This is a genomic window from Dyella sp. RRB7, assembly GCF_022761115.1.
Taxonomy (GTDB): Bacteria; Pseudomonadota; Gammaproteobacteria; order Xanthomonadales; family Rhodanobacteraceae; genus Dyella.
In genome coordinates this window covers 599,377-623,658 of the sequence record NZ_JAKWJS010000001.1, presented here as the reverse complement: position 1 = coordinate 623,658, position 24,282 = coordinate 599,377, and the positions used below count along the sequence as shown (strand labels likewise).

The 24,282-nt window shown below is 66.3% G+C and carries 20 protein-coding genes; 8 read left to right on the top strand and 12 right to left on the bottom strand.

Annotated elements, in window-relative coordinates; translation table 11 throughout:
- Nucleotides 1-9: 9 nt before the first annotated feature.
- A complete protein-coding gene (locus tag MJ606_RS02855; protein WP_243047897.1) occupies nt 10-1,404 on the top strand; it encodes a sigma-54 dependent transcriptional regulator in 1,395 nt (464 codons plus the stop codon).
- Nucleotides 1,364-2,755 carry an ATP-binding protein gene (locus MJ606_RS02850; RefSeq protein ID WP_243047896.1) on the top strand — a complete coding sequence of 464 codons (1,392 nt, stop codon included), beginning with the start codon at nt 1,364-1,366 and terminating at the stop codon, nt 2,753-2,755. Before MJ606_RS02855 ends, MJ606_RS02850 begins: the two co-directional genes overlap by 41 nt.
- Here the strand turns inward: MJ606_RS02850 and MJ606_RS02845 are convergent.
- The gene (locus MJ606_RS02845) at nt 2,725-4,587 is read right to left on the bottom strand and encodes an ATP-binding cassette domain-containing protein (protein WP_243047895.1); all 1,863 of its coding nucleotides are present in this window, start codon (nt 4,585-4,587) and stop codon (nt 2,725-2,727) included. The two genes, MJ606_RS02850 and MJ606_RS02845, sit on opposite strands and share 31 nt — an antisense overlap.
- Nucleotides 4,588-5,013: 426 nt before the next feature.
- Between MJ606_RS02845 and MJ606_RS02840 the strand changes: the two genes are divergently transcribed.
- Nucleotides 5,014-6,072, top strand: coding sequence for a D-alanyl-D-alanine carboxypeptidase family protein (locus tag MJ606_RS02840; RefSeq protein ID WP_243047894.1), 1,059 nt, complete (start codon nt 5,014-5,016; stop codon nt 6,070-6,072).
- Between the two features lie 129 nt (nt 6,073-6,201).
- Here MJ606_RS02840 and metK read toward each other — a convergent pair whose 3' ends face one another.
- Nucleotides 6,202-7,401, bottom strand: coding sequence for a methionine adenosyltransferase (metK, locus tag MJ606_RS02835; RefSeq protein WP_243047893.1), 1,200 nt, complete (start codon nt 7,399-7,401; stop codon nt 6,202-6,204).
- A gap of 259 nt (nt 7,402-7,660) precedes the next feature.
- Nucleotides 7,661-9,484, bottom strand: coding sequence for an FAD-binding oxidoreductase (locus MJ606_RS02830; protein WP_243047892.1), 1,824 nt, complete (start codon nt 9,482-9,484; stop codon nt 7,661-7,663).
- Between the two features lie 189 nt (nt 9,485-9,673).
- On the opposite strand from MJ606_RS02830, the gene MJ606_RS02825 reads away from it, so the two are divergent.
- Together MJ606_RS02825 and MJ606_RS02820 are read left to right on the top strand one after the other, a co-directional pair.
- Nucleotides 9,674-10,372: an SGNH/GDSL hydrolase family protein gene (locus MJ606_RS02825; RefSeq protein ID WP_243047891.1), complete on the top strand. Its 699-nt coding sequence runs from the start codon at nt 9,674-9,676 to the stop codon at nt 10,370-10,372.
- 130 nt (nt 10,373-10,502) lie between these two features.
- Nucleotides 10,503-11,234, top strand: a complete 732-nt coding sequence (locus MJ606_RS02820; protein WP_243047890.1) for a hypothetical protein — start codon at nt 10,503-10,505, stop codon at nt 11,232-11,234.
- Between the two features lie 54 nt (nt 11,235-11,288).
- Here MJ606_RS02820 and MJ606_RS02815 read toward each other — a convergent pair whose 3' ends face one another.
- The 3 genes from MJ606_RS02815 to dusB form a co-directional block, all read right to left on the bottom strand.
- Entirely contained in the window at nt 11,289-12,110 is an 822-nt protein-coding gene (locus tag MJ606_RS02815) for a class I SAM-dependent methyltransferase (protein WP_243048572.1), read from the bottom strand.
- A 47-nt stretch (nt 12,111-12,157) separates the two neighbouring features.
- Nucleotides 12,158-13,108 carry an alpha/beta hydrolase gene (locus MJ606_RS02810; RefSeq protein ID WP_243047889.1) on the bottom strand — a complete coding sequence of 317 codons (951 nt, stop codon included), beginning with the start codon at nt 13,106-13,108 and terminating at the stop codon, nt 12,158-12,160.
- 100 nt (nt 13,109-13,208) lie between these two features.
- The gene (dusB, locus tag MJ606_RS02805) at nt 13,209-14,195 is read right to left on the bottom strand and encodes a tRNA dihydrouridine synthase DusB (protein ID WP_243047888.1); all 987 of its coding nucleotides are present in this window, start codon (nt 14,193-14,195) and stop codon (nt 13,209-13,211) included.
- A 110-nt stretch (nt 14,196-14,305) separates the two neighbouring features.
- Here dusB and MJ606_RS02800 point away from each other — a divergent pair, with 110 nt between their 5' ends.
- Nucleotides 14,306-14,908, top strand: a complete 603-nt coding sequence (locus MJ606_RS02800) for a flagellar basal body-associated protein FliL (RefSeq protein WP_243047887.1) — start codon at nt 14,306-14,308, stop codon at nt 14,906-14,908.
- Between the two features lie 6 nt (nt 14,909-14,914).
- Here the strand turns inward: MJ606_RS02800 and MJ606_RS02795 are convergent, their stop codons facing one another.
- The gene (locus MJ606_RS02795) at nt 14,915-16,186 is read right to left on the bottom strand and encodes a nucleoside permease (RefSeq protein WP_243047886.1); all 1,272 of its coding nucleotides are present in this window, start codon (nt 16,184-16,186) and stop codon (nt 14,915-14,917) included.
- A 226-nt stretch (nt 16,187-16,412) separates the two neighbouring features.
- Here MJ606_RS02795 and rhtC point away from each other — a divergent pair, with 226 nt between their 5' ends.
- Nucleotides 16,413-17,039: a threonine export protein RhtC gene (gene rhtC, locus MJ606_RS02790; RefSeq protein ID WP_243047885.1), complete on the top strand. Its 627-nt coding sequence runs from the start codon at nt 16,413-16,415 to the stop codon at nt 17,037-17,039.
- 6 nt (nt 17,040-17,045) lie between these two features.
- On the opposite strand, the gene MJ606_RS02785 is transcribed toward rhtC, so the two are convergent.
- The 5 genes from MJ606_RS02785 to MJ606_RS02765 form a co-directional block, all read right to left on the bottom strand.
- Complete coding sequence (locus tag MJ606_RS02785; protein ID WP_243047884.1) at nt 17,046-17,879, bottom strand: hypothetical protein; 834 nt, start codon at nt 17,877-17,879, stop codon at nt 17,046-17,048.
- Nucleotides 17,880-17,972: 93 nt separating this feature from the next.
- Entirely contained in the window at nt 17,973-19,349 is a 1,377-nt protein-coding gene (locus MJ606_RS02780) for an FAD-linked oxidase C-terminal domain-containing protein (protein ID WP_243047883.1), read from the bottom strand.
- A gap of 51 nt (nt 19,350-19,400) precedes the next feature.
- Nucleotides 19,401-20,876 carry an alpha/beta hydrolase gene (locus MJ606_RS02775; protein WP_243047882.1) on the bottom strand — a complete coding sequence of 492 codons (1,476 nt, stop codon included), beginning with the start codon at nt 20,874-20,876 and terminating at the stop codon, nt 19,401-19,403.
- Between the two features lie 108 nt (nt 20,877-20,984).
- Nucleotides 20,985-21,341 (bottom strand): YraN family protein, encoded by a 357-nt coding sequence (locus MJ606_RS02770; protein ID WP_243047881.1) that lies wholly within the window; start codon nt 21,339-21,341, stop codon nt 20,985-20,987.
- The gene (locus MJ606_RS02765) at nt 21,341-23,209 is read right to left on the bottom strand and encodes a penicillin-binding protein activator (protein WP_243047880.1); all 1,869 of its coding nucleotides are present in this window, start codon (nt 23,207-23,209) and stop codon (nt 21,341-21,343) included. The genes MJ606_RS02770 and MJ606_RS02765 overlap by 1 nt, the downstream gene beginning before the upstream one ends.
- Before the next feature lie 93 nt (nt 23,210-23,302).
- Here MJ606_RS02765 and rsmI point away from each other — a divergent pair, with 93 nt between their 5' ends.
- Nucleotides 23,303-24,130: a 16S rRNA (cytidine(1402)-2'-O)-methyltransferase gene (gene rsmI / locus MJ606_RS02760; RefSeq protein WP_243047879.1), complete on the top strand. Its 828-nt coding sequence runs from the start codon at nt 23,303-23,305 to the stop codon at nt 24,128-24,130.
- Nucleotides 24,131-24,282 lie beyond the last annotated feature (152 nt).

Sequence of the window (24,282 nt, the reverse complement as noted above, 5' to 3'; positions counted from 1 at the left end):
GAACGCCCCATGGCACGCGAAACCGCTCCGATCATCCTGCTGGCCGACGACCAGGCCGACGTGCGCGAAGCCCTGCGCCTGCTGCTCAAGTCCGAAGGGCTGGCCAGCGTGGGCGTCGGCGATCCCGAGGCGGCGGTGGACGCCACGCGGCGCCAGGATTTCGCCTGTGCACTGATCGACTGCAATTACCGGCGTGACACCACCTCCGGCGAAGAGGGCCTGCTGTTGCTGGAGCGCCTGCGCCAGCAGACACCGGAGTTGCCGGTAGTGGTGATGACCGCCTGGGGCAATGTGCCGTTGACGGTAGAAGCCATGCGTCGCGGTGCCGCCGATTTCGTGGAGAAGCCATGGGACAACGCACGGTTGCTGGCGGTGCTGCGCGCGCAGGTCGCACTGCGCGCCGGCGCGCGCCGCCAACGCCGGCTGGAGGCGGAGAACGCCTTGCTGCGTGGCGACCAGGGCGACGGCTTCATTGCCGAGTCGACCGCCATGCGTCGCGTGGGGGCGCTGGTGGATCGCGTGGCACCCAGCGAGGCGAATGTGCTGGTGCTCGGTGAGAATGGCACCGGCAAGGGCGTGATCGCGCAACGCATCCATCGGTTGTCCGCGCGGGCGGAGCGTTCGCTGGTCAAGGTAAACATGGGCGGCATCGCCGAGAGCGTGTTCGAATCGGAGATGTTCGGTCACGTGCGCGGCGCCTATACCGACGCCAAGGGGGAGCGCATCGGGCGTTTCGAGCTGGCCGACGGCGGCACGCTGTTCCTCGACGAGGTAGGCAACGTGCCGCCCGCGCAGCAACCCAAATTGCTGCGCGTGCTGGAGGATGGCGAGTTCGAGCGACTGGGTTCCTCGCGGACACAGCGCGTGGACGTGCGGCTGGTCTCGGCCACCAATGCCGACTTGTCGGCCGAGGTTGCGGCCGGGCGCTTCCGCAAGGATCTGCTTTATCGCCTCAACACGCTGGAGATCCATCTGCCGCCGTTGCGCGAGCGCAACGAGGACATCCTGCCGCTGGCTCGCCAGTTCCTTGCGCGCAGCGGGCAGCGCTATGGACGCGCCACGCTGCGGTTGGCGCCATCGGCAGAGCGCGCGCTGCTGGCCTGGGCGTGGCCAGGCAATGTGCGCGAGTTGCAGCACCTGATGGAACGTGCCGCACTGCTGGCCGACAACGACCAGGTGAGTGCCGCTGCGCTGGCCTTCGGCACGCCGATGGCATCGGCGCCGGAGCTTGACGGCATGACCCTGGAGCAGGCCGAAGGCTGGCTGGTGAAGCGCGCACTGCAGCGCTACCAGGGCAACCTGCAGCGCGCCGCCGATGCGCTGGGCATCACCCGTCAGTCGCTGTACCGGCGGCTGGAGAAACATGAGCTGCGCGATGGGATCGATGAACCCGGGCTCGACTGATCCATCGTGCGGCGGGCGCTTACTGCGATTCGAGCGGCGCGTCGGCTGGGGCAGCCTGCTGGTGGCGCTGCCCGCATGGCTGGCGTTGGGCGTGATGCTGGGCATCCCGGTTGCTGGGACACAGCCGCGGCTGGCCTTGTGGAGCGCAGCGCTGGTACTGACCGTGCTGCTTTCGCGCTGGCAGGTGCGGCGCGTCAGCTATCCGCTGTATACGCTATCGGGCCTGCTGGAGGCGTTGCGCGAGGGTGACTACAGCCTGCGCGGCGTGCAGGGTGGCGTACTGGGTGATGTGATCTACGACATCAATGCGCTGGCCGAACGGCTGCAGCAGGAACGGCTCACCTTCGAGGAATCCTCCCACCTGCTGGGCAAGACCCTGGCGGCGCTGGACAGCGCTGTGTTCGCCTTCGACGGGACGGGCAAGTTGCGGTTGGTGAACCCGGCCGGCCAGCGGTTGCTGGGACGCGCACGCGACGATGTGTTCGGCCGCAGCGCCGACGCGCTCGGATTGGGCGAATGGCTGGCACCGCCCACCCTACGGATCGTCAACCACAGCTTTGCGGGAGGCGCGGGGCGCTACGAGGTTCGCCATGCGCCGCTGCGCAGCGGCGGTCGCGGCGGACAACTGTTGGTGATCAACGATGTGGGGCGCGTACTGCGCGAGGAAGAACGCCAGGCCTGGCAGCGCCTGCTGCGTGTGCTGGGCCACGAGTTGAACAACTCGCTGGCGCCGATTCGTTCCATGGCTGGCACTCTGGCCTCGCTGCTCGCGCGCGATCCCATGCCCGAGGATTGGCGTGGAGATTTCCGGGACGGCGTGGAGATCATCGCGCACCGCGCCGAATCGCTGGGCCGCTTCCTGGCCAGCTACAGCCGATTGGCGCGGCTGCCCGCGCCGCAGCAGCAGCCAGTCGAGCTGGGCGAGCTTGTGCGCAAGGCGGCGCGCCTGGAGCAGCGGCTTGTGTTGCAGGTGGAACAGGGCGATGTGCTGTGGGTGCAGGCCGATCCGGACCAGCTCGAACAGGCGCTGATCAACCTGATGCGCAATGCGGTGGAGGCGGCGCCCGCGGGCAAGGTAAGCGTGCGCTGGCGACGCGAGGGTGGCCAGGCGGTGATCGAAGTGGAGGACGATGGCCCGGGGCTACCGACCAGCGACAACCTGTTCGTGCCGTTCTTCACCACCAAGCCGGGCGGTTCCGGCATCGGACTGGCACTGACGCGACAGATTGCCGAAGCGCACGACGGCGGCGTGGTACTTGCCCCGCGTGCGGACGGCAGCGGCGCGCTGGCGCGCCTGTGGCTGCCGTGCACGGTGGACGATCAAGCGTCCAGCTCGGACCAGCGCGCATAAGCCGAATCCAGCTCCGACTGCAGCTTGGCCAACGCCTCGTTGGCTTTGAGGATGGCGGCGTTTTCCTGCTGGTAGAAGGCCGGGTCGTTCATGGCTTCGCTGTGCGCGGCGATGTCGGCTTCCAGCTTTTCGATGCGCAGCGGCAGTTGTTCGAGTTCGCGGGCATCCTTGTAGCTGAGCTTGCGTTTGGGTTCGGCCGGTGCAGCTGGTGTCGCACTGGCCTTGCCGGCGGCCTTGGTCGAAGCGGCGGCAGCGGGCGCGGCCTTCTGGCGTACCCAGTCGCTGTAGCCGCCCACGTATTCGCCGATCTTGCCGTCGCCTTCCAGCACCAGCGTGCTCGACACCACGTTGTCGAGGAAGGCGCGGTCATGCGACACCAGCAGTAGGGTGCCCTGGTACTCGGTGAGCAGTTCCTCCAGCAGCTCCAGCGTTTCCACGTCCAGGTCGTTGGTCGGTTCGTCCATCACCAGCAGGTTGGACGGCTGCGCGAACAGCTTGGCCAGCAGCAGGCGGTTGCGCTCGCCGCCGGAGAGGCGGGTGATCGGCGCGCGCGCGCGTTCGGGCGAAAACAGGAAATCCTGCAGGTAGCCGATGATGTGCTTGCGGCCGCCGTTGAGCTCGATGTACTCGCGGCCTTCGGCGACGTTGTCCAGCGCGTTGAGCTTGTCGTTGAGCTGCACGCGGTGCTGGTCGAAGTAGGCGATCTGGATACCGGTGCCGAGCGTGGCATGGCCGCGCTGCGGCTGCAGTTCGCCCAGCATGATCTTCAGCAGCGTGCTCTTGCCGGCGCCGTTGGGGCCGATGATGCCTACGCGGTCGCCGCGCATGATGGTGGTGCTGAGGTTTTCGATCAGCACGCGGCCGTCGTAGGCCTGGTGCACGTGTTCCAGGTCGATCACCTTCTTGCCGGACGACTGTGCGTTGGCTGCGGTCATCTTCACGTTGCCCGACAGCTCGCGGCGCTGCGCGCGCTCCACACGCAAGGCCTTCAGGGCGCGTACGCGGCCTTCGTTGCGGGTGCGCCGCGCCTTGATGCCCTGGCGGATCCACACTTCTTCCTGCGCCAGCTTCTTGTCGAACAGCGCGTTGGCCTGCGCCTCGGCGTGCAGGCGTTCCTCACGGCGGCGCAGGTAGTTGTCGTAATCGCCTGGCCAGTCGGTGAGCTGGCCGCGATCGATCTCGACGATGCGCGTGGCCAACGCACGGAGAAAGCTGCGGTCATGGGTGATGAAGATGATGCTGCCGTCGAACTGGCGCAGAAAACCTTCCAGCCAGTCGATGGCCTCGACGTCGAGATGGTTGGTGGGTTCGTCCAGCAGCAGCACGTCGGGCTTGCGCACCAGCGCCTGGGCAAGCAGCACGCGACGCTTCATGCCGCCGGACAGGGCGGCGAAGTCGGTTTCGGCGGGCAGTTCCAGCCGGGTCAGCACGTCGCTGACGCGACGGTCGAGATCCCAGCCGTTGCCGGCGTCGATCAGCGTCTGCACATCGCCCGCCGCGTCCATGTCGCCTTCGGCGAGCAGGTGGTGATAGCGGGCCAGCAGATGGCCGAGATCACCCAGGCCCTCGGCGACCACGTCGAACACGCTGCCGGCGGTGTCCTGCGGTACCTCCTGCGCCATGCGCGCGATCACCACGCCGCCTTGCACGCGTATTTCGCCGTCGTCCGGCTTGAGTTCGCCGGCGATGAGTTTCATCAGGGTGGATTTGCCTTCGCCATTGCGACCGACAATACAGACGCGCTCGTTCGCCTCGATGGAGAGGTCGACGTGTTCGAGCAGGAGGGGGCCGCCGATGCTGAAGTCGACGCGTTGCAGCTGGATAAGTGACATCTGGCTATTCTAGGTGATGCGTCCAGCGCGGTCGCCGCCTGGTCACTCGTATCGGGGCGACTCATCGGTTCGTTGCGGGGCTGGCGCGCCGGGGCGGTCATTCCCTGGGGCTGGGCGAACCATCTGGCTCGCCAAGGGAAAATGCCTTGACCGACAGCACAAAAGCCTTTCGCCGCACGCCATTTGAAGGCAAACTCGCTTGAAGCGTAGACAAAACCTTCACGGTGAACTCTAAGTTCGGACGGCGCCCTGGGCGCCGTTCCTATTTTATCGTCCATGGAAACATGGACTTATGCTGGTTAATTCAAGTATTGTCGATGCCCGTAGCGAGGGCGTTGCAGTTCAGGTTGTGCAACGTCGGGTTAGGCGATGTGCCGGAAGCGAGGAAACGGGGTGGCCATTCAGTCCATAACGCCGGCCAGGGGAGTGACCTGGCGTCAAAGCCTGCTTGCCCTGCTGCTGTGCGTTGCCAGCGGTTTCATGGGCGTGGCCCATGCCGGCTACGCGGCCATCGTGGTCAACGAGTCGAACGGACAGGTCATTACGGCGGTCAATCCCGATGAGCCGAATCATCCGGCCTCGCTGGCCAAGATGATGACGCTGTACCTCACCTTCAAAGCGCTGCAGGGCGGCACGCTGAAGCTGGAGCAGGAACTGCCGGTGTCCTCCTGGGCGGCGTCCAAGGCGCCCACCAAGCTCGACCTGCGCAACGGCCAGACCATCTCGGTGGAAGACTGCGTGCTGGGCATGATCACCAAGTCGGCCAACGACGCCGCCACCGTGATGGCCGAAGGTCTGGGTGGCAGCGAGGGCCACTTCGTCGAGTTGATGAATGCCGAGGCCGCGCGCCTGGGCATGAGCAATACCCATTTTGCCAATGCCTCGGGCCTGCCTGATCCCAGCGATACCACCACGGCGCGCGACATGAGCAAGTTGGCCATGGCGCTGTACAAGGATTTCCCACAGTACGCGCATTATTTTTCCACCGAGGAATTCATGTTCCGCGGCCGGCTGGTGCGTGGGCATAACAATCTGATGGACAAGTACCCGGGCATGGATGGGCTGAAAACCGGCTTCACCAACGCTTCGGGCTTCAACCTCGCCTCCACCGCCGTCAAGGACGGTCGCCGCCTCTTCAGCGTGGTGCTGGGCGGTCGTACCGCGGCGTCCCGCGACAGGCTGATGGCGCGCCTGCTGGACGACGGTTTCGACGACCGCGAAACGCCGGCCGCCCTGGTCGCCCAGGCCGCCGCCGTGCCCGCCACTGCGGTTGCCGTGGCCAAGGGGCGCCGCGCCAGTGGGGCTTCGGCCGGCAAGGCCACGGCGGTTGCCGACGCTACGCCTGGCTCGCGTCACCATCACCGTCGCGCCAAGACCGATGCGCTTGCCCGTAGCAGCTGCACGCGCAAGAAAGGCGTGACCTGTCCCGCCGCCGCGCCACGCACCCAGAAGGTGGCATCGGCAGGCGCGTCGCCGGACAAGTAGGCCGGCGGCGTCTTCTCGCGGTCCCCATGCTTTCCCGCCTTCGCCTTCCAGGGCATGCCCGGAAGGTTCGCAAGGCATAAAAAAAACGGGCCGCATCAGCGGCCCGTTTTCATGTGAAGCAAGCGTGGCTTACTTCAGCTTGGCATCGGCGCGCAGCGCCTCGGCCTTATCGGTCTTTTCCCACGAGAACGCGGTGTAGGTGCTGCCGTCGGCAGCCTTCACTTCGTACGGGGTGCGGCCGAAGTGGCCGTAGCTGGCGGTCTGCTGGTACATCGGGTGCACCAGGTCGAGCATCTTGATGATGCCGTACGGGCGCAGGTCGAAGTGCTTGCGGATCAGCTTCTCGATCTTCTCGTCGGCGATCTTGCCGGTGCCGAAGGTGGTGACCGAGATGGAGGTCGGCTCGGCCACGCCGATGGCGTAGCTCACCTGCACTTCGCAGCGATCGGCGATGCCGGCGGCCACGATGTTCTTGGCCACGTAGCGGGCGGCATAGGCGGCCGAACGGTCGACCTTGGACGGATCCTTGCCCGAGAACGCGCCACCGCCATGACGGGCCCAGCCGCCGTAGGTGTCGACGATGATCTTGCGGCCGGTCAGGCCGCAGTCGCCCACCGGGCCGCCGATGACGAACTTGCCGGTCGGGTTGATGTGGAACTTGGTGCCCTTGTGCAGCAGCTTGGCCGGCAGCACGGGCTTGAGGATGTGCTCGCGTACGGCCTCGATCAGGTCCTTCTGCTTCACGCTCGGATCGTGCTGGGTCGACAGCACCACGGCGTCGATGGCGGTAGCCACGCCGTTCTCATAGCGCAGGGTGACCTGGCTCTTGGCGTCTGGGCGCAGCCACGGCAGCGGCGAGTTCTTCTTCTTGCGGACCTTGGCCTGCTGCTCCACCAGACGGTGCGAGTAGTAGATGGCGGCCGGCATGAAGTCCTTGGTCTCGTTGGTGGCGTAGCCGAACATCAGGCCCTGGTCGCCAGCGCCCTGTTCTTCCGGCTTCTTGCGGTCCACGCCCTGGTTGATGTCCGGCGACTGCTTGCCGATCAGGTTCAGCACGCCGCAGGTCTCGCCGTCGAAGCCGACCTCGGAGGAGTCGTAGCCGATGTCGACGATGACCTTGCGGGTCAGCGCTTCCAGGTCGATCCAGGCGCTGGTGGTGATTTCGCCGGCGACGATCGCCACGCCCGTCTTCACCATGGTTTCGCAAGCCACGCGCGCACGCGGATCCTGCGCGATGATCGCATCGAGGACGGCATCGGAGATCTGGTCGGCGACTTTGTCCGGGTGGCCTTCGGAAACCGACTCGGAAGTGAAGAGGAAGTTGCTCATCGCGGGTTATATCCTTCCTTACGGATAGAAAGATGAAAGGGGTGGCGCATGATACACGGGGTGTCCCCGTTTTGCAGCCTCAGCATGCGGGCCGGACATGACGATTTCATGCCGATTCAGCCATTTGGACGGCTTTGCGGCCCTTCGGGATGGGCTCGCACGAACGCGCCAAAGCCGCCCGCAGGCCGCTGGCGCGGGCGCAGCATAACGCAGCCCGGTCGCAGGGCGCTCTGGTGCACGGGATCTAGTCAAGCGGCGCTTAGATCGTCGGCGTGTGGGTGAAGCCGTCGTCGCTCCAGTCCTCGCTGCCTACGCCGTGTCGCACGAAGAACAGGCCTTCGGGGTCGTACTTGCGCTTGGCCGCGGCCAGCCGGGGGTAGTTGCTGCCCCAGAACGAGGTTTGCCAGTCGCGCTCGAAGTAGTTGCTTTCCGAGACATAGGAGCCGGCGCGGGGCGCAACCTTGAGCAGGCTGTCCATGCAACGGTCGATGGCCGCCGCCTCGGTGCGGCCCTTGGCCAGGTCGGGTTCGGCGCCGGGCATGCCGGGGAAGGCCGGGTCGCCTTCGCTGCCGCTGATCGCCAGGGCGAAGGCATCCCATGCGTCGGGGTTGATCGCCGTATCGCGCGAGCGCGCCACCGCCTCGGGCGGTGCGCCGGCCAGGCCCTTGTTGAAGTGCAGCGAGAAACCCCAGTGGCGCGTCGCGCCAAACATGGCGTCGCCGAGGGCTTCCAGTTGCCGCGTATCGAGCAGCGATTGTGGCAGCCAGGCCGAGCGGTAGCCGTAGATGAACTGTCCCACCTGACCCTGGTCGCCGGCCCACAACACGTGGTCGCGCGGCGCGCCGGGCCGGCGGTCGGGCACGATGAAGTCTGGAGCGTGCTCGCGGAAGAAGTCGGCATCCCAGAAGTGGCGGGCGGGCAATGCGATGGTCTGGACGTCGTCGTGGATATGCCAGTCCGGGCGGGCGCGCACGGCGGCCAGGAACGGTGCCCACACCTGTTCGGCTTCCTGCTTGCTCAGGCCCTGGAACACCATCGATAGCCGCACGATATGGTCGCGGCGGAAGGTGATCTGCTCACCCCAGTGCGGATTGCACAGGGCGTCGCGGTAGAAGCGCATGATGTAGGCGATCAGGGCACGGTAGGCCTGATCCGAATCGGCCTTGATGGCGCCGAACACCGCGCCGAAGGTATCCGGTAGATCGTGCGTGCGCAGGGTGAGTCGGGTCACCACGCCCAGGCTGCCGCCGCCACCGCCCTTGATGCCCCAGAACAGCTCCGGATCCTGGCGCGGATTGACCACGCGGACCTTGCCGTCCGCCGTCACCACTTCGGCCTCGAGCAAGCCGCCCGAGGCGGTGCCGAATTGCTTGGAGAAGCTGCCGAAGCCGCCGCTCTGCACCAGGCCGGCCACGCCCACGGTGTTGCAGCCGCCGCCCTGCACATAGCGTCCGCCGCGGGTGGTGACTGCATTGTATGCGTCGATCCACATCGCGCCGGCCTGCACCGAGACGGCCGGCAACGGGGCCAGCCGGCCTTCGCAGCCCTGTGGAACGAAGGCGTCGTGCAGGGTCACTGCGTTCATATGGCGAGTCCAGACCAGCAAGGAGTCCGGCGCAGCCGACGTGCCCTGATAGCTGTGGCCGCCGCCCTTCACCACCAGCCTCAGCCGGTGCTGGCGGGCGAACTGCACGGCGGCCACCACGTCCTGGGTAGTCTCGGCAGCCACGGCGTAGGCGCTGGGCCGCGACATCCAGGCATCGACCCAGCCGCTGGTCTGGGTGAGCGCCGGCTGGTCGCCCAGGTAATAAGGGTTCTTGATCTGGGCCAGCGCCTCCTGGCATGCGGCGTTCTGGGCGCTGCAGTGGTCGAAGGGGGAACGCAGCGCTTGCAGCCGACCGCCCACGGCGTCCTTCAACTGGTCCCACTGGGTCGAGGTGGGCCAGCCCGGATCACCCGGTCGCACCCGGGAACGCAATCCGCTCGCAGGGAGCGCACGGCTGGCCGATGCCATGTCCGGCGACAGCGCCCAGGGCAGCAGCGGCAGGGCGAGGGCGGCCTTCAGAAGATCGCGACGATGCATGGCAGGTTCCAGGGAGTAGGGATGCCGACACTGTGCGCCGGTCGGCGACCCAGGCAACGGTGGAGTGACGAATCGCCGGCCCCACGGGACGAGTGGCGGGTCGTCGGGGACTGGCATCCACCGGTTTGGCGATACCTGCCGTGGTCGCCATAATCGAAAGACCCACCCACCGATCGTAGGAGCCAACGAATGAAGCGACTGACCTGGCTGGCGTTGTTCCTGGTTTCATTCCTGGCCTCGGCCCTGGTACATGCCGACAGTGCGCCGCCGTCGCACTGGACGCCCGACATCGAGGCGTTCCAGGTCGCCGACCGCGCGCATCCGGTGGCTCCGCATGGCGTGTTGTTCATCGGCAGCTCGTCGATCCAGTTCTGGCATTCGCTGGCCGCGGATTTCCCCGGCATCCCCGTGATCAATCGTGGCTTTGGCGGTTCGGCCATTCCCGATTCCACCTATTACGCCGACCGCATCGTGTGGCCTTACCAGCCCAGGCTGATCGTGTTGTACGCGGGCGACAACGACATCAATGACGGCGCCAGCCCGGACCAGGTGCTTGCCTCGTTCCAGGCCTTCGTTGCCCGCGCACGCGAAGGCGTGCCCGGCGTGCCGGTGGTCTACATCTCGATCAAGCCCAGCCTCGCGCGCCTCGCGCTGTGGCCGACGATGAAGGCGGCCAATGACAAGATCCGCGCCTGGGCGGCCACGCAGAAAGAGGTGCGCTTCGTCGACATCGCCCCGGCCATGCTCGATGCGCAGGGGCGTCCGCGCGCCGAGCTGTTTCGTCCGGACGGCCTGCATATGACGCCGGCCGGTTATGCGCTGTGGATTGCCGCACTCAAGCCCGTCCTCGCGGAGTATGGCTTCGTGGTGAGTCCGTCAGCCGGATAACTGGGCTGGGTCTACCCGTTGGGTACCTCCGTAATGCCATGTTCGGCGCAGAGTATTTTCCTGCGCTCGTGCCGCATGAACGTGTCGGGGCTATCGGTTAGCCTGCGCGTTCTTCACAAGGAGGGGTGTGATGTTCAGACGGTTATTCGCGGCTTCGGTCTTGGCGCTTGGCGGTTATGGCTCGGCGTATGCTCAGTCGGTGGATGCTCCGACATTCAGTGTTGGAGACAGCTGGGTCTATACCAACACCACCGAAACAGGGACCCAGGGCTGGGTGCGCAAGGATGAGACGATCACGGTTGAACGCGTCGGCAGCGACGGGTTGCTGATCGCCGCCAAGCAGGAGGGTTCGACGCAGCCGCCCGTCGAACGTCTGGTGGGGCTGGACTGGAGCCGCTCGCGCGACGTCAATGGCAAGCAGCAGGTTGTCAATCGTCCCTTGGTGTTTCCGCTTAGCCAGGGCAAGAAGTGGCGCGTGGAATACACCGAAGCCAATCCCAACCGGCAGCATACGAGTGAGAGCTTTCGCAGCGAATATGTCGTGGTTGGCTGGGAGGACGTGCAGGTTCCCGCCGGCACGTTCAAGGCGCTGAAGATCGAATCGCAGGGCGAATGGACCGCCCTGGTGGCACCATCGGTATCCACGGATACGCATGCGCAGGTTGCATCCGGCGCCATGGCGACCGTGTCGCAAAGCCAGATCACCACTCCACGGACGGTCAGCGGCAAGTTGTACAAGGCCTTTTGGTACGTCCCCTCCGAGAAGCGTTTTGTGAAGGCGGTGGAGGAGTACTACGACAGCAAGGGCGTGCGCTCGCAGCGCTACACCGAAGAATTGAACTCATCCAAGCTGTCGGGTTGACGGGTGCTTCACGGCGGCGTGGTGGACTCCAGCGTCACCACGTCGATGCGGTGCTCAATAAACCGTCGCTCGCGCCTGCACGAAGGCGAAGAAGAACACCGCGTTCGGATCGTTGCGCACGGCCTGCATCTCCCGTCGCATGCCCTCCACCGTGGGCATGTCGACCTGGCCGGTGGCCACCAGCTGGTCGGCCGCCGAAAGCAGCAGTTCCTCCCAGAACTCGATCATCTGCTTGCGCTTGCCGGGCTGGCGGTTGTCCAGGTGAAAACTTTTCACCTCGGTCTGCACGTCGCGATAGCCGCCGGCCAGCAGCAGGTTGCCCAGCTTGGCGCCGATGAACGGGTCGCCGCCGCTGTCGTACTGGTGGTCGTTGAAGGCCATCCAGTAGCGCAGCAGGTTGGGCGAATAGGGGTCGAGGAAGAACGAGGTATTGAGCACCTCGGTGACGTAGATCACCGAACCCGGGCTCAGCACGCGGCGCAGTTCGCTCAGCACGCGGGCGGGGCTGGGCATGTGTTCGAGCACCCAGCACAGGTAGGCGGCATCGAAGCTGCGATCGGCAAAGGGTAGGTCGGTGGCGTCGGCCAGTTGCAGGGTGTAGCGGGCGCTGCACCAGGCGGTTTCGGCGAGGTTGCGCTCGGCGGCCGCCAACTGCGCCGCGGAGCGGTCCACCCCGGTGACATGCAGGTTGGGAAAGCGCCGCAGCAGAATCTCCGTCTGAGCGCCCACGCCGCTACCTATCTCCAGCAGGCGTGTGGCCTCGCTGTAGTCGACGCTGCTGAACAGCTTGGTCTCGAACATGCGCGCCTGGCGCACCAACCGCGACTGCTCCTCGGAGGAGAAGCCGTGGATGTACGGAAACTCGCCAGTGACAATGCTGTTCACGGTAACGGCCGCGTGTTCGGCCCGATGGGCTGACCAGGCTACGGTACACCAGCCGGTGTCGAGGGAAGGTCGCTGCCGATGGCGGCGTGACGGTCACCGACGGGCCGTGCCCACGGATGGGCCTGGATAAACGACATCACGTCGTCCAGCGTCGGCGCATCGCCGTGCATGGGGCGCGATAGCGCGAACAACGGCGCCTCGTGGCCCAGCCCGGGATACAGCTTCAGCGTCACGTCGCCATGCCGGGCCTGCATGGCCCGGTCCAGGGAAATCGCATTGGCCGGATCCACCTCGTGGTCGGCCGTGCCCTGCAACAGCAACATCGGCGGTTCGGCACCGCGCAGGTGCGATATCGGTTCGGCGCGGCGTTGCTCGGCGGGCGTGGCGCCGAACGCATCGAGCATGTCCTGGTCTTTCGCGGTCACGGGTACGAAGGCGTAGCAACCGGCCAGGCCGATAAAACCGGCCAGGTCGCCAGGACGCATGCCATGCGCACCCAGCCATTGCGGATCGGTGGCGAGCAGCGCGGCAATCTGCCCGCCCGCGGAGTGGCCCATCACAAACACATCGTCGGGCGCGCCACCGAATTGGGCCGCATGCCCATGGGCCCAGGCCACGGCATTGGCCGCATCCTGCATAAAGCCATCCAGCCTCACCTGCGGCACCTTGCGGTAGTCGGGAATCACCACCACCACGCCGTGCGTCGCCAGCGTCGTGCCGACGAAGCGATACCACGCGCGCTCGCCATGCACCCAGCTGCCGCCATAGAAGAACACCACCACGGGCGCGTGCTCCGCGTGGTCAGGGGCATAGACGTCGAGTGCGAGCCGATGCGCGGCGTCGAAAACGATATCGCGCCGCTGCACCACCCCCTTGTGCGGGTCGGTGGCGTTGAGTCCCGCAAACAGCGTGGCTTCGCAGCCTCCCAGCAGGAAGGTGGCGCCAAGCAACAGCAAGCGGGCGGGCAGAAGCCAGCGAGGGTGGGCCATGATGCGAAAGCGGCGGACAGCGGACGCCGATCATGCAACAGACCGGCGCGCAAGGGTTTGCGATCAGGCGTGGCTTGCGGCAACGCGTGCTGCGCGAGCCTCAGGCCGCCAGTCGCGTTTCGGCGTCCAGCGCCGCGAAATAATCGCGCGTCAGCTGCAACTGCTCCGTCGCAGTCTCCGCGCGATTCACCACGTTACGGAATGCCGCATTCTCCGGGCGATCCTTCGCATACCAGCCCAGGTGCTTGCGCGCGATGCGTACGCCCTGCAGCTCACCATAGAACGCATACAGCTGTTCCAGATGATGGACCAGGATGGCGCAGACTTCATGCGGCGCAGGCTCGCGCAGCGTTTCGCCGGTGGCGAGGAAGTGCGAGATCTCACGGAAGATCCAGGGTCGGCCTTGCGCCCCCCGGCCCACCATCACCGCATCGGCGCCGGTGACGTCGAGCACATGCTTGGCCTGCTGCGGCGTGCGGATGTCGCCATTGGCCAGCACCGGCAGGCGCACCGAGGCCTTCACTGCGGCAATGGTCTCGTATTCGGCCTCGCCTTCGTACTTGTCGGCGCGGGTGCGGCCGTGGACGGCCAGGGCGGCAATGCCGGCATCCTCGGCGATCCGGGCGATGGTCAGCGCGTTCCTGTGCTCGCGATCCCAGCCGGTACGGATCTTCAGCGTCACCGGCACATCGACCGCATCGACGACTGCCTTGACGATACGCGCCACCAGCGGCTCGTCCTGCAACAGGGCTGAGCCGGACCAGACGTTGCACACCTTCTTGGCCGGACAACCCATGTTGATGTCGATGATCTGCGCGCCGTTGTCCGCGTTGTAGCGCGCCGCTTCGGCCAGCATGGCCGGGTCGTAGCCGGCGATCTGCACGCTGATGGGCTCGGGCTCGCCCGCATGGTCCATGCGGCGTAGCGACTTGCGCGTCTGCCACAGGCGCGGGTCGGCGGTGGTCATTTCGGAGACGGCCAAGCCCGCGCCCATGCGTTTGCACAGCAGGCGAAATGGTTTGTCGGTGACGCCGGCCATGGGCGCGAGCACCACGGGCGGGTCAATGCGGTAGGGGCCGATCTTCATCGCGCCATTGTAGCCGGGGGGCTGCGGGGCGGCCGCCATTCATCCCCCGCTTGCCTTCGCGAGGTGGACGCATGCTAGTGTCCGCGCTTGCCAAGACGGGGTGCATCTGCATGTTTATCCGAAAGTTTTTGCTGATTCTTGGCTGCTTGCCGGCATTGGCCTGGGCACACCATCCCGACAAGGTGGCCAAGCCCGATCACGGGCTGCGCGATGTCACCGTGCTGATCGTGCGCCACGCTGAAAAGCCGCCGCAGGGGAACGGCCTGAGCCCTCGCGGCGAGCAGCGCGCCGAGGCCTACGCCACGTATTTCGATCCCTGGCGGCTGGGCACCGAAAGCCTCACCCCGGACCGCCTGATTGCCACCAAGGACAGCACGGAAAGCTGGCGTCCGCAACTCACCCTGACGCCGCTGTCGCAGCGGTTGGGCGTGCCGATCGAGCAGCCGTTTGCGGATGACCAGGTCGATGCCCTGGCCAATGCGCTGCGTCAGGGCAACACCGCCGGCGTGGTGCTGATCGCCTGGCACCATGGCCATATCGACAAGCTGATCGATGCCCTGGGCGGCAAGTCCAGGCACATCATCGATCGCAAATCCTGGCCGGAGGATGTCTACGACTGGGTGGTGGTGCTGCACTTCGACCACCAGGGCGAGCTGGACGAAAGCCGCAGCCGGTTGGTGGTCGAGCATCTGCTGCCCGGCGACGGCGGCTAAGCCGTCTTAGTGAGCGATGCCGTTGGCCGTCGCGCCCGCCATGCCGGCGCGATCGTGCTTGTGCTTGAACAGCAGCATGAACAGCACGGCCACCACCAGCGAGTACAGCGCGAAGGTGATCCAGATGCCGTGCCAGTCCTTGCTCTGGTCGGCGCGGGTGAAGAACGCCTGGATGATCAGGCCGCTCAGCGAGCTGCCCAGCACCGCGCCGATGCCATTGGTCATCAGCATGAACAGGCCCTGCGCGCTGGCGCGGATCGACGGGTCGCTCTGGCCTTCCACGAACAGCGAGCCGGAGATGTTGAAGAAGTCGAAGGCCATGCCGTAGACGATGCACGACAGCACGATCATCCATAGGCCCGGGCCCGGGTCGCCGTAGGCAAACAGGCCAAAGCGCAGCGTCCAGGCGAACATGCTGATCAGCATCACCGTCTTGATGCCGAAGCGGCGCAGGAAGAACGGAATGGCCAGGATGAACAGCGTTTCCGAAATCTGCGAGATGGACATGATGATGGCCGGGTAGCGCACCGCCTCCAGGTCCTTGTACGCATCCATCCTGGCGAAGTCGTGCAGGAAGGTGTCGCCATAGGCGTTGGTCAGCTGCAGCGCCGCACCCAGCAACATGGCGAAGATGAAGAACACCGCCATGCGCGCGTCGCGGAACAGCGAGAACGAGGTGAGCCCCAGCGTATCGAGCAGCGACTGGTTCGGCTTGCGCTGGAAGCGCGGCGGGCAGGCCGGCAGGGTGAACGCATACAGGCCCAGCAGCAGCGCCGCGCCGGAGGCCACGTAGAACTGGCCCGACGAGGTTTCCAGGTGCAGCAGGCTCACCGTCCACAGCGCGGCGATAAAGCCCACCGTGCCCCACACGCGAATCGGCGGGTAATCCTTGATGATGTCCTTGCCGTCGCTCTTGAGCGCGTTGTACGCCACCGCGATGGAGAGCGAGATGGTGGGCATGTAGAACATCATGTTGATCAGCATCACCCAGAACATCAGCCCCGGCGACTTCACCATCGGCACCGCGAACAGGATGGCTGCGCCGCAGAGGTGGAAGATGCCGTAGAGCTTCTCGGCGTTGATGTACTTGTCGGCGACCACGCCCGCGATCGAGGGCATGAACAGCGAGGCGATGCCCATGGTCGAGAAAATGGCGCCGAACTGGGCGCCCGACCACTGCTTGGTCTGGAACCAGTAGGCCCCGATGGTAAGCAGCCACGACCCCCATACAAAGAATTGCAGGAAGTTCATCGCAATCAGGCGCAGTCGCAGGCTCATCAGCGTGTCGTTTGGTCGGAACGGTGGCAATCGGGTGGGGCCGGAACACGCGCTTGCTGGCAGGCCTGATGCTGACGTGGCCTGTCGCGGCGATCCGGTGATCCCCTGCAGAGGGCCAAGGGCGTCCCAAGGCCGTGCCAAAATACGGCAGCCTAGAGGAACCGGTGCGCTGGCGACAAGTCGCGCCGCCGCGAAAGCCCGTGGCCCCGTTTGTGAGGAGAGTGAAGTGAGCCTGTTCCTGACCATCGCCCTGGTGCACCTGGTCGCCCTGCTGAGCCCGGGGCCCGACTTCTTTTTCGTGTCGCAGACCGCCGTGAGCCGAACCCGTCGCCAGGCCATGTTCGGCGTACTGGGCATCACCCTAGGCGTGGTGGTGTGGTCGGCGCTGGCCCTGGCGGGCCTGCAACTGCTGTTGCAGAGGCTGGCCTGGCTGGAGCGGCTGATCGCCGTGGCCGGCGGCCTTTACCTGGCCTGGATGGGCGTGAAGATGCTGCGCGGCGCGCTGCGTGCGCCGGTCGCCGCCGGCGAGCCGCGCCAGGTGCTGCAGCAGAGCGACTGGGCCACCCTGCGCGCCGGCCTGCTGACCAACCTGTCCAACCCCAAGGTGGTGATCTACTTCGGCAGCGTGTTCTCCGCCTTCCTTGGCGATGGCGTAAACGCCGGCACGCGCTGGGGCCTGTGGACGATGGTGATCGCCGAAACCCTGCTGTGGTTCACCCTGGTGGCCGGCGTGTTTGCGTTGCCGGCCATGCGGCGGGGCTATCTCAAGCTCGCGCGCTGGATCGACGGTTTCGCTGGCGCTGTCTTCGTGTTGTTCGGGCTGCACCTGATCTTTGCCCGTCGCGCTGTCTGAGCATGCTCAATGCTCCATCTGACCGAGCGGTTTCGGATCGGCGGTATCAGGTAGGGGCGATGCAGCGATCAGGCTCTTGCGGCGCCAAAGGAACCAGATCGCGCCCAGTGGGAACGACACGCCGACGATCCACGGCGCATAGTTCTGGCTGCTGGCGGAGGCGCTGAACAGTTGCACCGAGAGCAACTGCACATCGAAGGCGCCGGTGTTCCAGTTGAAGCGCAGCGTCCCGATGCCAAACAAGGTGAAAATGGCCCATAGCCATTTGCGCCGAGCGATCGGTGTGCATAGACAGCGGACGAAGGCATAGAGACAGAACAGCGCCATCGCTCCGGCAAGCAGCACCATGATCCAATGGGCCGCGTCCTTGCCCGCAAGGGTGAACGTGTTCTGCTGCTCCAGCGATTGGCTCATGCGCTGCACATGAATTCCGTCGATGTGCAGCGCGTCGCCGATCTTGTACATGTGTACATTAGCGAGCGCCCAACCATCGGCAAACTCGTACTCGTAGGTGAGATCGAACGTGCGACGGCCGTCCGGGTTGTCGCTGCCAGCCCGGACCTGGACCAAGGAGCCGACGATCTTCACTGACTCCGGCTCGCCAGATGGGAAATAGCTGGCGGTCTGTTCAAGTTTGGCATCGATGTCGGGCAGCTGTTGCAGTGAGCCATCCAGGTTTGCCTTGACCTGGTCAAGATGATGGGCGCGCAAGTCGCCGAGCACTTGCTGGGCGTATTCGGATTCTTGATGCGGTGTGAGCTTGTCCAGCATTGCCTGCTGGCTGCATGCGGCCATGCCAAGACATGCGAGCCCGATGACCCAACGTGCGATCGAAGCCATGTTTCCCCCGGAAGATGCCGGCGCCCGCAGCGTGGGTTGCCGAAGCCGCAGATATAGCCGAATCGGCGCTCCCGCAACAGGCCCGGGTACGGATTAGCTAGGAGGGAGTAGTTTGCCCGGATTGAGAACCCCCTCCGGATCAAATGCCGCTTTCACGCTACGCATCAGGTGCAGTGTCGTCGGCTGCAGCGCCAGCGGCATGAACTCGCGCTTCACCAGCCCGATGCCGTGTTCGCCCGAAAGCGTGCCGTCCAGTGCGATCACCAGCGCGAACACTTCCGCCAGGCAGGCTTGCGCGCGTTCCCGCTCGGCGTCGTCGCGCGGCAGCAGGTTCACGTGCAGATTGCCGTTGCCGGCGTGGCCAAAGCTCACGATCAGCACGTCGTGCTTCTTCGACAGCCGCTTGATGCCGTCGACCAGCTCGGGCAGGCGGCTGACTGGCACCACCACGTCTTCGTTGATCTTGTTTGGCGAGATGGTGCGCTGCGCGGGCGACAAGGCCTTGCGGGCGGACCACAGCGCCTGGGTTTCTTCCGCCGTTTCGGCGATGCGCAGTGTTTCGAGGCCATCGCCGCGCGCCGCGCGCGACACGGCTTCCATGGCGCCGGCGAGGGTGTCCGGCTCGCCGTCCACTTCCACCATCAGCATGGCGCCGGCCAGCGGCACGATATCGCCGCCGTAATCGCGGGCCAGCTTCAGCGCCACGTCGTCGATGAACTCAAGCGCGCACGGCGTCACCGGCTGCGCCATGATCCGCGCTACCGCGCGTGCCGCGGCGCCCACATCGCGATAGGTGGCGCGCATGGTGCGCAGGCCCGACGGCTTGGGCGTGAGCTTGAGCGTGGCCTCGGTGATCAGCGCCAGCGTGCCTTCCGAGCCGATCAGCAGGCGCGTGAGGTCGTAACCGGTGGCGCCCTTGCTGGTATAGGTGCCGCAGCGAAAGCCCTCGCCGGTGCCGGCCACCGCGCGCAAGCCCAGGGTGTTCTCGCGCGGGCTGCCGTACTTCACCGTGCGCGGTCCCGCCGAGTTGCACGCGAGATTGCCGCCGATGCTGCACCAGGGCGACGAGGAAGGATCCGGCGGCCAGAAGAAGCCGTGTGGTTTGAGCGCCTGCTGCAGGTCGCCATTGAGTACGCCCGGCTCCACGATCGCCAGCCGGTTGTCCGGATCGATGCGCACGATGCGGTTCATGCGCTCGAAACTCACCACCACGCCGCCCTGCACCGGCACCGTGGCGCCGGTGGTGTTGGTGCCGCGCCCGCGTCCGATCACCGGCACCCGGTGCTCGCGGCAGGCCAGCACCAGGGCTTCTACCTGCGCGTGTTCGGTGGGAAACACCACCGCGTCGGGGAGGGCATTGCGGCGGGAGTTGTCGTAGGCGTAGGCGAGCCGCTCGGCCATGCCGGTGGCCAGTGCGGCACCGGGGAAATGCTGGCTGAGCGTCGCGAGCAGGGTGTCTGGAAGGTCCATCGCTGCAGTATCCCACCGCCGGCGATGAAAGGGCGTGGTCGTGCGGGGCGGTCAGTGGGCGGCTTGGACCGGCGTGCTGGCCGGAATGACCTGTTCGATGCGATCGCGCACATACGGATAGAACGGGTTGGCGGTGATGCGCAGCACCGCGTCGAGGTTGAGCACGAGTGCGCCGCGCTCGCCGCGCGGCGCCTGTGTGCCAAGGCGCACGCCATAGTTCTGGGACAGGTCGGGATCGGTGCCATACAGCGGATCGTTGGGTGGAAACGGCAGGGCGATGTGCGATAGCGAAAAGATGTTGGACGGGTAGGGAATGGACAGCGGCGTCACGGTGGCCTGGGTCTGGCCCGCATCGGTCGTGCGTATCACCGTGTGGCTGTCGTTGTCCGCGGCATTGGCAATCACCGTGGTGCGATAGCGCTGCGGGCCCGATGGCAGCAGGTGCTGCAGCGCCTGCAGCGAGCTGGTGCGCATCAGCGAATCGAAACGATGGCTGCGGTTCACGTCGAACAGCACGATCTCGCTGCCGTTCTCCGGCAGTCGTGCGTAGAGCGTGCGAATCACGGCCGGCGCGCTCACCGTATCGTCCACCACTGACTGGAAGGTGAGGATGGGCGGCAGCCCGGCCAGCCGATGTTCGCGATCCATGCGTTGCAACTGGCTTCGTATCGCGTCCGTCAGCAGATAGGATTGCCGCGCGGCATTCACCGGAAACGAGTTGTACTTGAACGGGTTGTACTCGGGAAGCAGGTCCAGCCATGCGGCCTTGGCGAACGTCGGCAGCACGGCGGGCAGGCCTGCCAGGCCGGCAAAACGCGCAAAACTCGTTACGCCGATCATCGGCGACAACAGGACCAGCCGCGTCGGCTTGGCCAGTTCAGGGTGCTCGCACGCATCCAGCGTGTACTTGACGGCCAGCGCGCCACCGTTCGAATAGCCCACCATCTGAATCGGCGCATGCGGCCCCACGCGCCTGCGCGCTTCGCGCATGGCCAGGCGCGTGGCGGCCAGCCAGTCCGCCCAGGTCACCTCGGTCAGCGCGGCGGGCACCGTTCCGTGGCCGGGCAGGCGCAGGCCGATCGCCACGAAACCGCGGTCGCGATAAAGCTCCGCGATATCGCGCAGGCTGTAAGGCGAGTCGGTAAGGCCATGCAGCAACACCACCGCGCCCACCGGCGGCCCCGCCGGTTCGAGCACGTACGAGCGGTTCCAGTCATGGGCAAAATGCCCGGGGTACATGGTGGCGCCTTCGAAGTAGCGATTGGTGGCCACGCGCTGTGACGCATCCAGCTTGTCACTGACCTGTGCGCGTACCTCGTCGAACGCACGTTGCTCGGCCGCGAGATAACCAGCCCAGTCGCCGGCATCCATCTGCGCGGCGGTAAGCTCGTGAGGCACAAAGGTCTGCCAGGGCGCCAGCGGATCGCCGCGTTGCGAGTCCCAGGCACGTATCGCCAGCAGGGAGAGCAGGAACACCAGGACCACGAAGGCCGTCCATTTGCCTGCCTTGATCAAGGCCCTAAGCATGGTGTCTCCCATGGCTTGCGTGGTTGCCGAATATCACTGCCTTGCAGTGTGCCCGGCGATGCATGTGCAAAGCGTCGACGCCTGCCGTTGGGCGCGGACGAAGCGCGGCTAGCCGACGTCGAAGGCGTTGCGCCACCAGGTCATGGTGGCGACGTCCGCCGGGCCGTCATAACTCACTACATCGAAACGACACGCCCGGCTTGCGTAGGACGGATGCTCGGCGAGCCAGAGTTCGGCCGTCCGAATGAGTTTGGCTTGCTTCGCGGCGGTGATCGAGGCAGCCGCATCGCCGCGACTGCTGGACAGGCGATGGCGGACTTCGACGAATACCACCGTATCGCGATCGAGCATGACCAGGTCCAGCTCGCCGTAGCGCGTGGTGTAGTTGCGAGCCAGCAACTTCAGGCCGGCGCGCCGCAGCTCGGTGCAGGCGCGCTCCTCGAAGATCGCGCCGGCGGCGCGCATCAGTGGCCCGTGGGTTGGCTGTCGGTCTGGCCTGCGGGCGGGGTGCTCGGGGCGGGCTGGTCGCCGTCGGTGGGCGGTGCCAGCGCCGGGGCGCTATCCATCTGCAGGCTGCCGTTGAGCGGGCGGGCGAGGCCGTCCTGGAACTTGGCCCACACCAGCACGCGGCGCACGCGGCCGAACTGGTCGGCGGTGAGCTGGCCGCTGGCGCCGGGCAGGTAGCTGCCGGGGTGGGCGCGCAGCCAGTCGACGTAGGGGGCGAGGTTCCAGGCGTCCATGCCGAAGGCGAACAGGCGCGCGGAGGTGCCACGGGCCGACGGCAGCTGCGCCGCGATATCGGCATGGTTGGGCAGGCCCGGCTGCACGTCGAACAGCCACGGCGCATCGCAGAACTCGACGCCTTCCAGGTCGCGGTTGGCGCCTGCGTCATCCACGCCGGCATAGATATGCGAGGTGCCGAACACCGGCAGGTTGACGCGGGCGAGCTTCAGCTGCGGCAGCAGCAGTCGCGCCTGTTGCGGACGCATGCTGATGAATACGCCGCTGTTGTTGCTGCCGGCGTCGCCGCTGTCGGTGGGCATGCCCAGTCCGCTGATGGTCGAGGCGTAGTTGACGCCGCTGCCGGCGAGGTTGGCCATGCCGGCCACCTTGCCGCCGCGCGCTTCCAGCTCGGCCTTGAAGGCCTTGGCGGCGCGCTGGGCGAAGTCATCGCTGCTGGCGATCACGTAGGCCGTGGTGATGCCGCCTTCCGTCATATGGTCGGCGGCTTGCGCACCTTCGGTCTCGGGCAGCAGGCCGAACTCGCTGACGCCGTTGGCGGGCAGGCTCTTGTCGTCGGGATGGTTGAGCGCAAGCAGCGCCACCGGCAACTGGGGCAGGCCGAACAGGGCGGAGACTTCGCCGCGCGTCAGCGGCCCGATGACCAGTTGGGCACCGTCGGTGACGGCCTGCTGGTACGCCTTGATGGCACCGGCCGGGGTGCCGCCACTGTCATAGGTGCGTATCTGCGGACGCGGCGCATGGTTGCGGGTAGCGTCGGCGTAGGCGGCAAAGAAGCCTTCGCTGATGGCGGTGCTGGCGGCGGCGAGATTGCCGGTGGCGGGCAGCAGCAAGGCCACGTGCGCGGGCATCTTGTAGCCCTCGCGCACGTTGGCGCCTTCGCCGGGGATCATGGTGCCGACTTCCTGTTCCAGCGCAGGGACCGTATGGGCCACGGCCACGCCGAGCTGGGTCAGCGCCTCGTTCACCCAGGGCAGCATGCGATCGCCCGGCTGCATGGCCGCCGCGCGCTGCTTCAGCGGGTCGACGCCCAGCTTGGCGAGCAGCGCGACGATCTCCTTGCGATTCTGCGTCTGGTCCAGGCCGTTGAGCTGGCTGTCCATTTCCACGCGCGAGCGTGCGGCGCCCCACAGGTCGCCGGTTTGCTGCATGGCCTGCGAGCGCAGTTCGAGCAGGCGCAGCTGCAAGGCAGGCGGCACGCTGGTATTGGGTTGCGTGGTGAGCTGCAGGGCGTGCGCGGCGTCATGTTGCTTCAGGGCCAGCTCGGCCTGCAGCAGGTCCAGGCGCGGTTGTTCGTCGCCGCTGAGGCGCTGGCGCCGGATGTCGCCCAGGAACGGCGCGGCGCGATCGAGCTGGCCCTCCTGGCGATACGCTTCGGCGGCAAGCAGCTGATAGTGATCGCGGTTGCCGGAGGTCTGCGCCAGGGCGAGATAGGCTTGCGCGGCGTCGTCGAACTTGCCTTGCTGCACCAGCGCATCGGCCTGCTGGCTTGCCGCGATTTCGGCGGGGGAGCGCTGTGTCGATGGCGGCACGCAGCCGCTCAGTGCCAGTGAAATCAGCAGGGCAACGCCTGCGGCGCGGGTCAAGCGCATGGCCAAATCCCTTCGAGCTTTTGACGACATGGTCGGCGGATGGGCGATGATAGCCCATTGGATTGCCGCCTCGCGGCGGAGGAAACCCGCAAGATGTCACAGATTCAGTCCGGCCTGCTATGGGTCGTCGCCACGCCGATTGGTCATCGCGACGACTTTTCCATGCGCGCCATCGAAACGCTGCGCTCGGTCGCGGTCATCGCGGCGGAGGACACCCGCCACAGCCGCCCGCTGCTGATGCACTACAACATCGGCACGCCGCTGGTGGCCCTGCATGAGCACAACGAGCGCGAGGTGGTCGATGCGATCGTGCGGCGCCTGCAAGGCGGCGAGTCGGTGGCGCTGATCTCCGATGCGGGCACGCCGTTGATCAGCGACCCTGGCTTTCGCCTGGTGCGCGCCGCGCGTGCCGCCGGCATCCGTTGCGTGCCCGTGCCCGGCGCCTGCGCGGCCATTGCGGCGCTTTCCGTGGCGGGCTTGCCCAGCGATCGTTTCGTGTTCGAGGGCTTCCTGCCGCCCAAGGCCGCCGCCCGCCGCGCCCGCTTGCAGGAACTTGCGGGCGATGCGCGCACGCTGATCTTCTACGAGTCGTCGCATCGCGTGGCCGAAAGTCTGGCCGACATGCGCGATGTCTTTGGCGCCGCGCGCGAGGGCGTACTGGCGCGCGAGCTGACCAAGCTGTTCGAGACCGTGCTGAGCGAGCCGCTGGGCGAGTTGGCGACACGGGTGGCGAACGATCCGGACCAGCAGCGCGGCGAATGCGTGATTCTCGTGGCGGGGCGTGGCGAGGAAACCGATGCGCGCGAAGCGGAAGGTCGTCGCGTGTTCGCCCTGTTGCGCGAGGAGTTGCCGCCAGCCAAGGCGGCCAAGCTGGCGGCGGCGATCACGGGTGCGCCGCGCAAGCTTCTTTATGAAGGCTAGTGGTGCAGGCGCCTATTTTGTAGGAGCGCACCCTGCGCGCGACAAGCCTGCGGAGCGGTAGCGGCAGGGCTCCGCGGCCGTGCACTAGGGTGTGCTCCTGTGGCGGAAATGGCGTCGCGTCCATTTCTCAGGCGTTTTGAGCCACGCATTCC

Bases quoted from the DNA above. Each gene is read 5' to 3' on its own strand.
- MJ606_RS02800 (WP_243047887.1), top strand. From the start codon at position 14,306: ATGTTTATCCGAAAGTTTTTGCTGATTCTTGGCTGCTTGCCGGCATTG.
- MJ606_RS02850 (WP_243047896.1), top strand. From the start codon at position 1,364: ATGAGCTGCGCGATGGGATCGATGAACCCGGGCTCGACTGATCCATCG.
- MJ606_RS02775 (WP_243047882.1), bottom strand. From the start codon at position 20,876: ATGCTTAGGGCCTTGATCAAGGCAGGCAAATGGACGGCCTTCGTGGTC.
- MJ606_RS02845 (WP_243047895.1), bottom strand. From the start codon at position 4,587: ATGTCACTTATCCAGCTGCAACGCGTCGACTTCAGCATCGGCGGCCCC.
- MJ606_RS02765 (WP_243047880.1), bottom strand. From the start codon at position 23,209: ATGCGCTTGACCCGCGCCGCAGGCGTTGCCCTGCTGATTTCACTGGCA.
- MJ606_RS02820 (WP_243047890.1), top strand. From the start codon at position 10,503: ATGTTCAGACGGTTATTCGCGGCTTCGGTCTTGGCGCTTGGCGGTTAT.
- MJ606_RS02785 (WP_243047884.1), bottom strand. From the start codon at position 17,879: ATGGCTTCGATCGCACGTTGGGTCATCGGGCTCGCATGTCTTGGCATG.
- MJ606_RS02770 (WP_243047881.1), bottom strand. From the start codon at position 21,341: ATGCGCGCCGCCGGCGCGATCTTCGAGGAGCGCGCCTGCACCGAGCTG.
- MJ606_RS02795 (WP_243047886.1), bottom strand. From the start codon at position 16,186: ATGAGCCTGCGACTGCGCCTGATTGCGATGAACTTCCTGCAATTCTTT.
- MJ606_RS02830 (WP_243047892.1), bottom strand. From the start codon at position 9,484: ATGCATCGTCGCGATCTTCTGAAGGCCGCCCTCGCCCTGCCGCTGCTG.
- metK (WP_243047893.1), bottom strand. From the start codon at position 7,401: ATGAGCAACTTCCTCTTCACTTCCGAGTCGGTTTCCGAAGGCCACCCG.
- rsmI (WP_243047879.1), top strand. From the start codon at position 23,303: ATGTCACAGATTCAGTCCGGCCTGCTATGGGTCGTCGCCACGCCGATT.
- MJ606_RS02810 (WP_243047889.1), bottom strand. From the start codon at position 13,108: ATGGCCCACCCTCGCTGGCTTCTGCCCGCCCGCTTGCTGTTGCTTGGC.
- dusB (WP_243047888.1), bottom strand. From the start codon at position 14,195: ATGAAGATCGGCCCCTACCGCATTGACCCGCCCGTGGTGCTCGCGCCC.
- MJ606_RS02855 (WP_243047897.1), top strand. From the start codon at position 10: ATGGCACGCGAAACCGCTCCGATCATCCTGCTGGCCGACGACCAGGCC.
- MJ606_RS02825 (WP_243047891.1), top strand. From the start codon at position 9,674: ATGAAGCGACTGACCTGGCTGGCGTTGTTCCTGGTTTCATTCCTGGCC.
- MJ606_RS02780 (WP_243047883.1), bottom strand. From the start codon at position 19,349: ATGGACCTTCCAGACACCCTGCTCGCGACGCTCAGCCAGCATTTCCCC.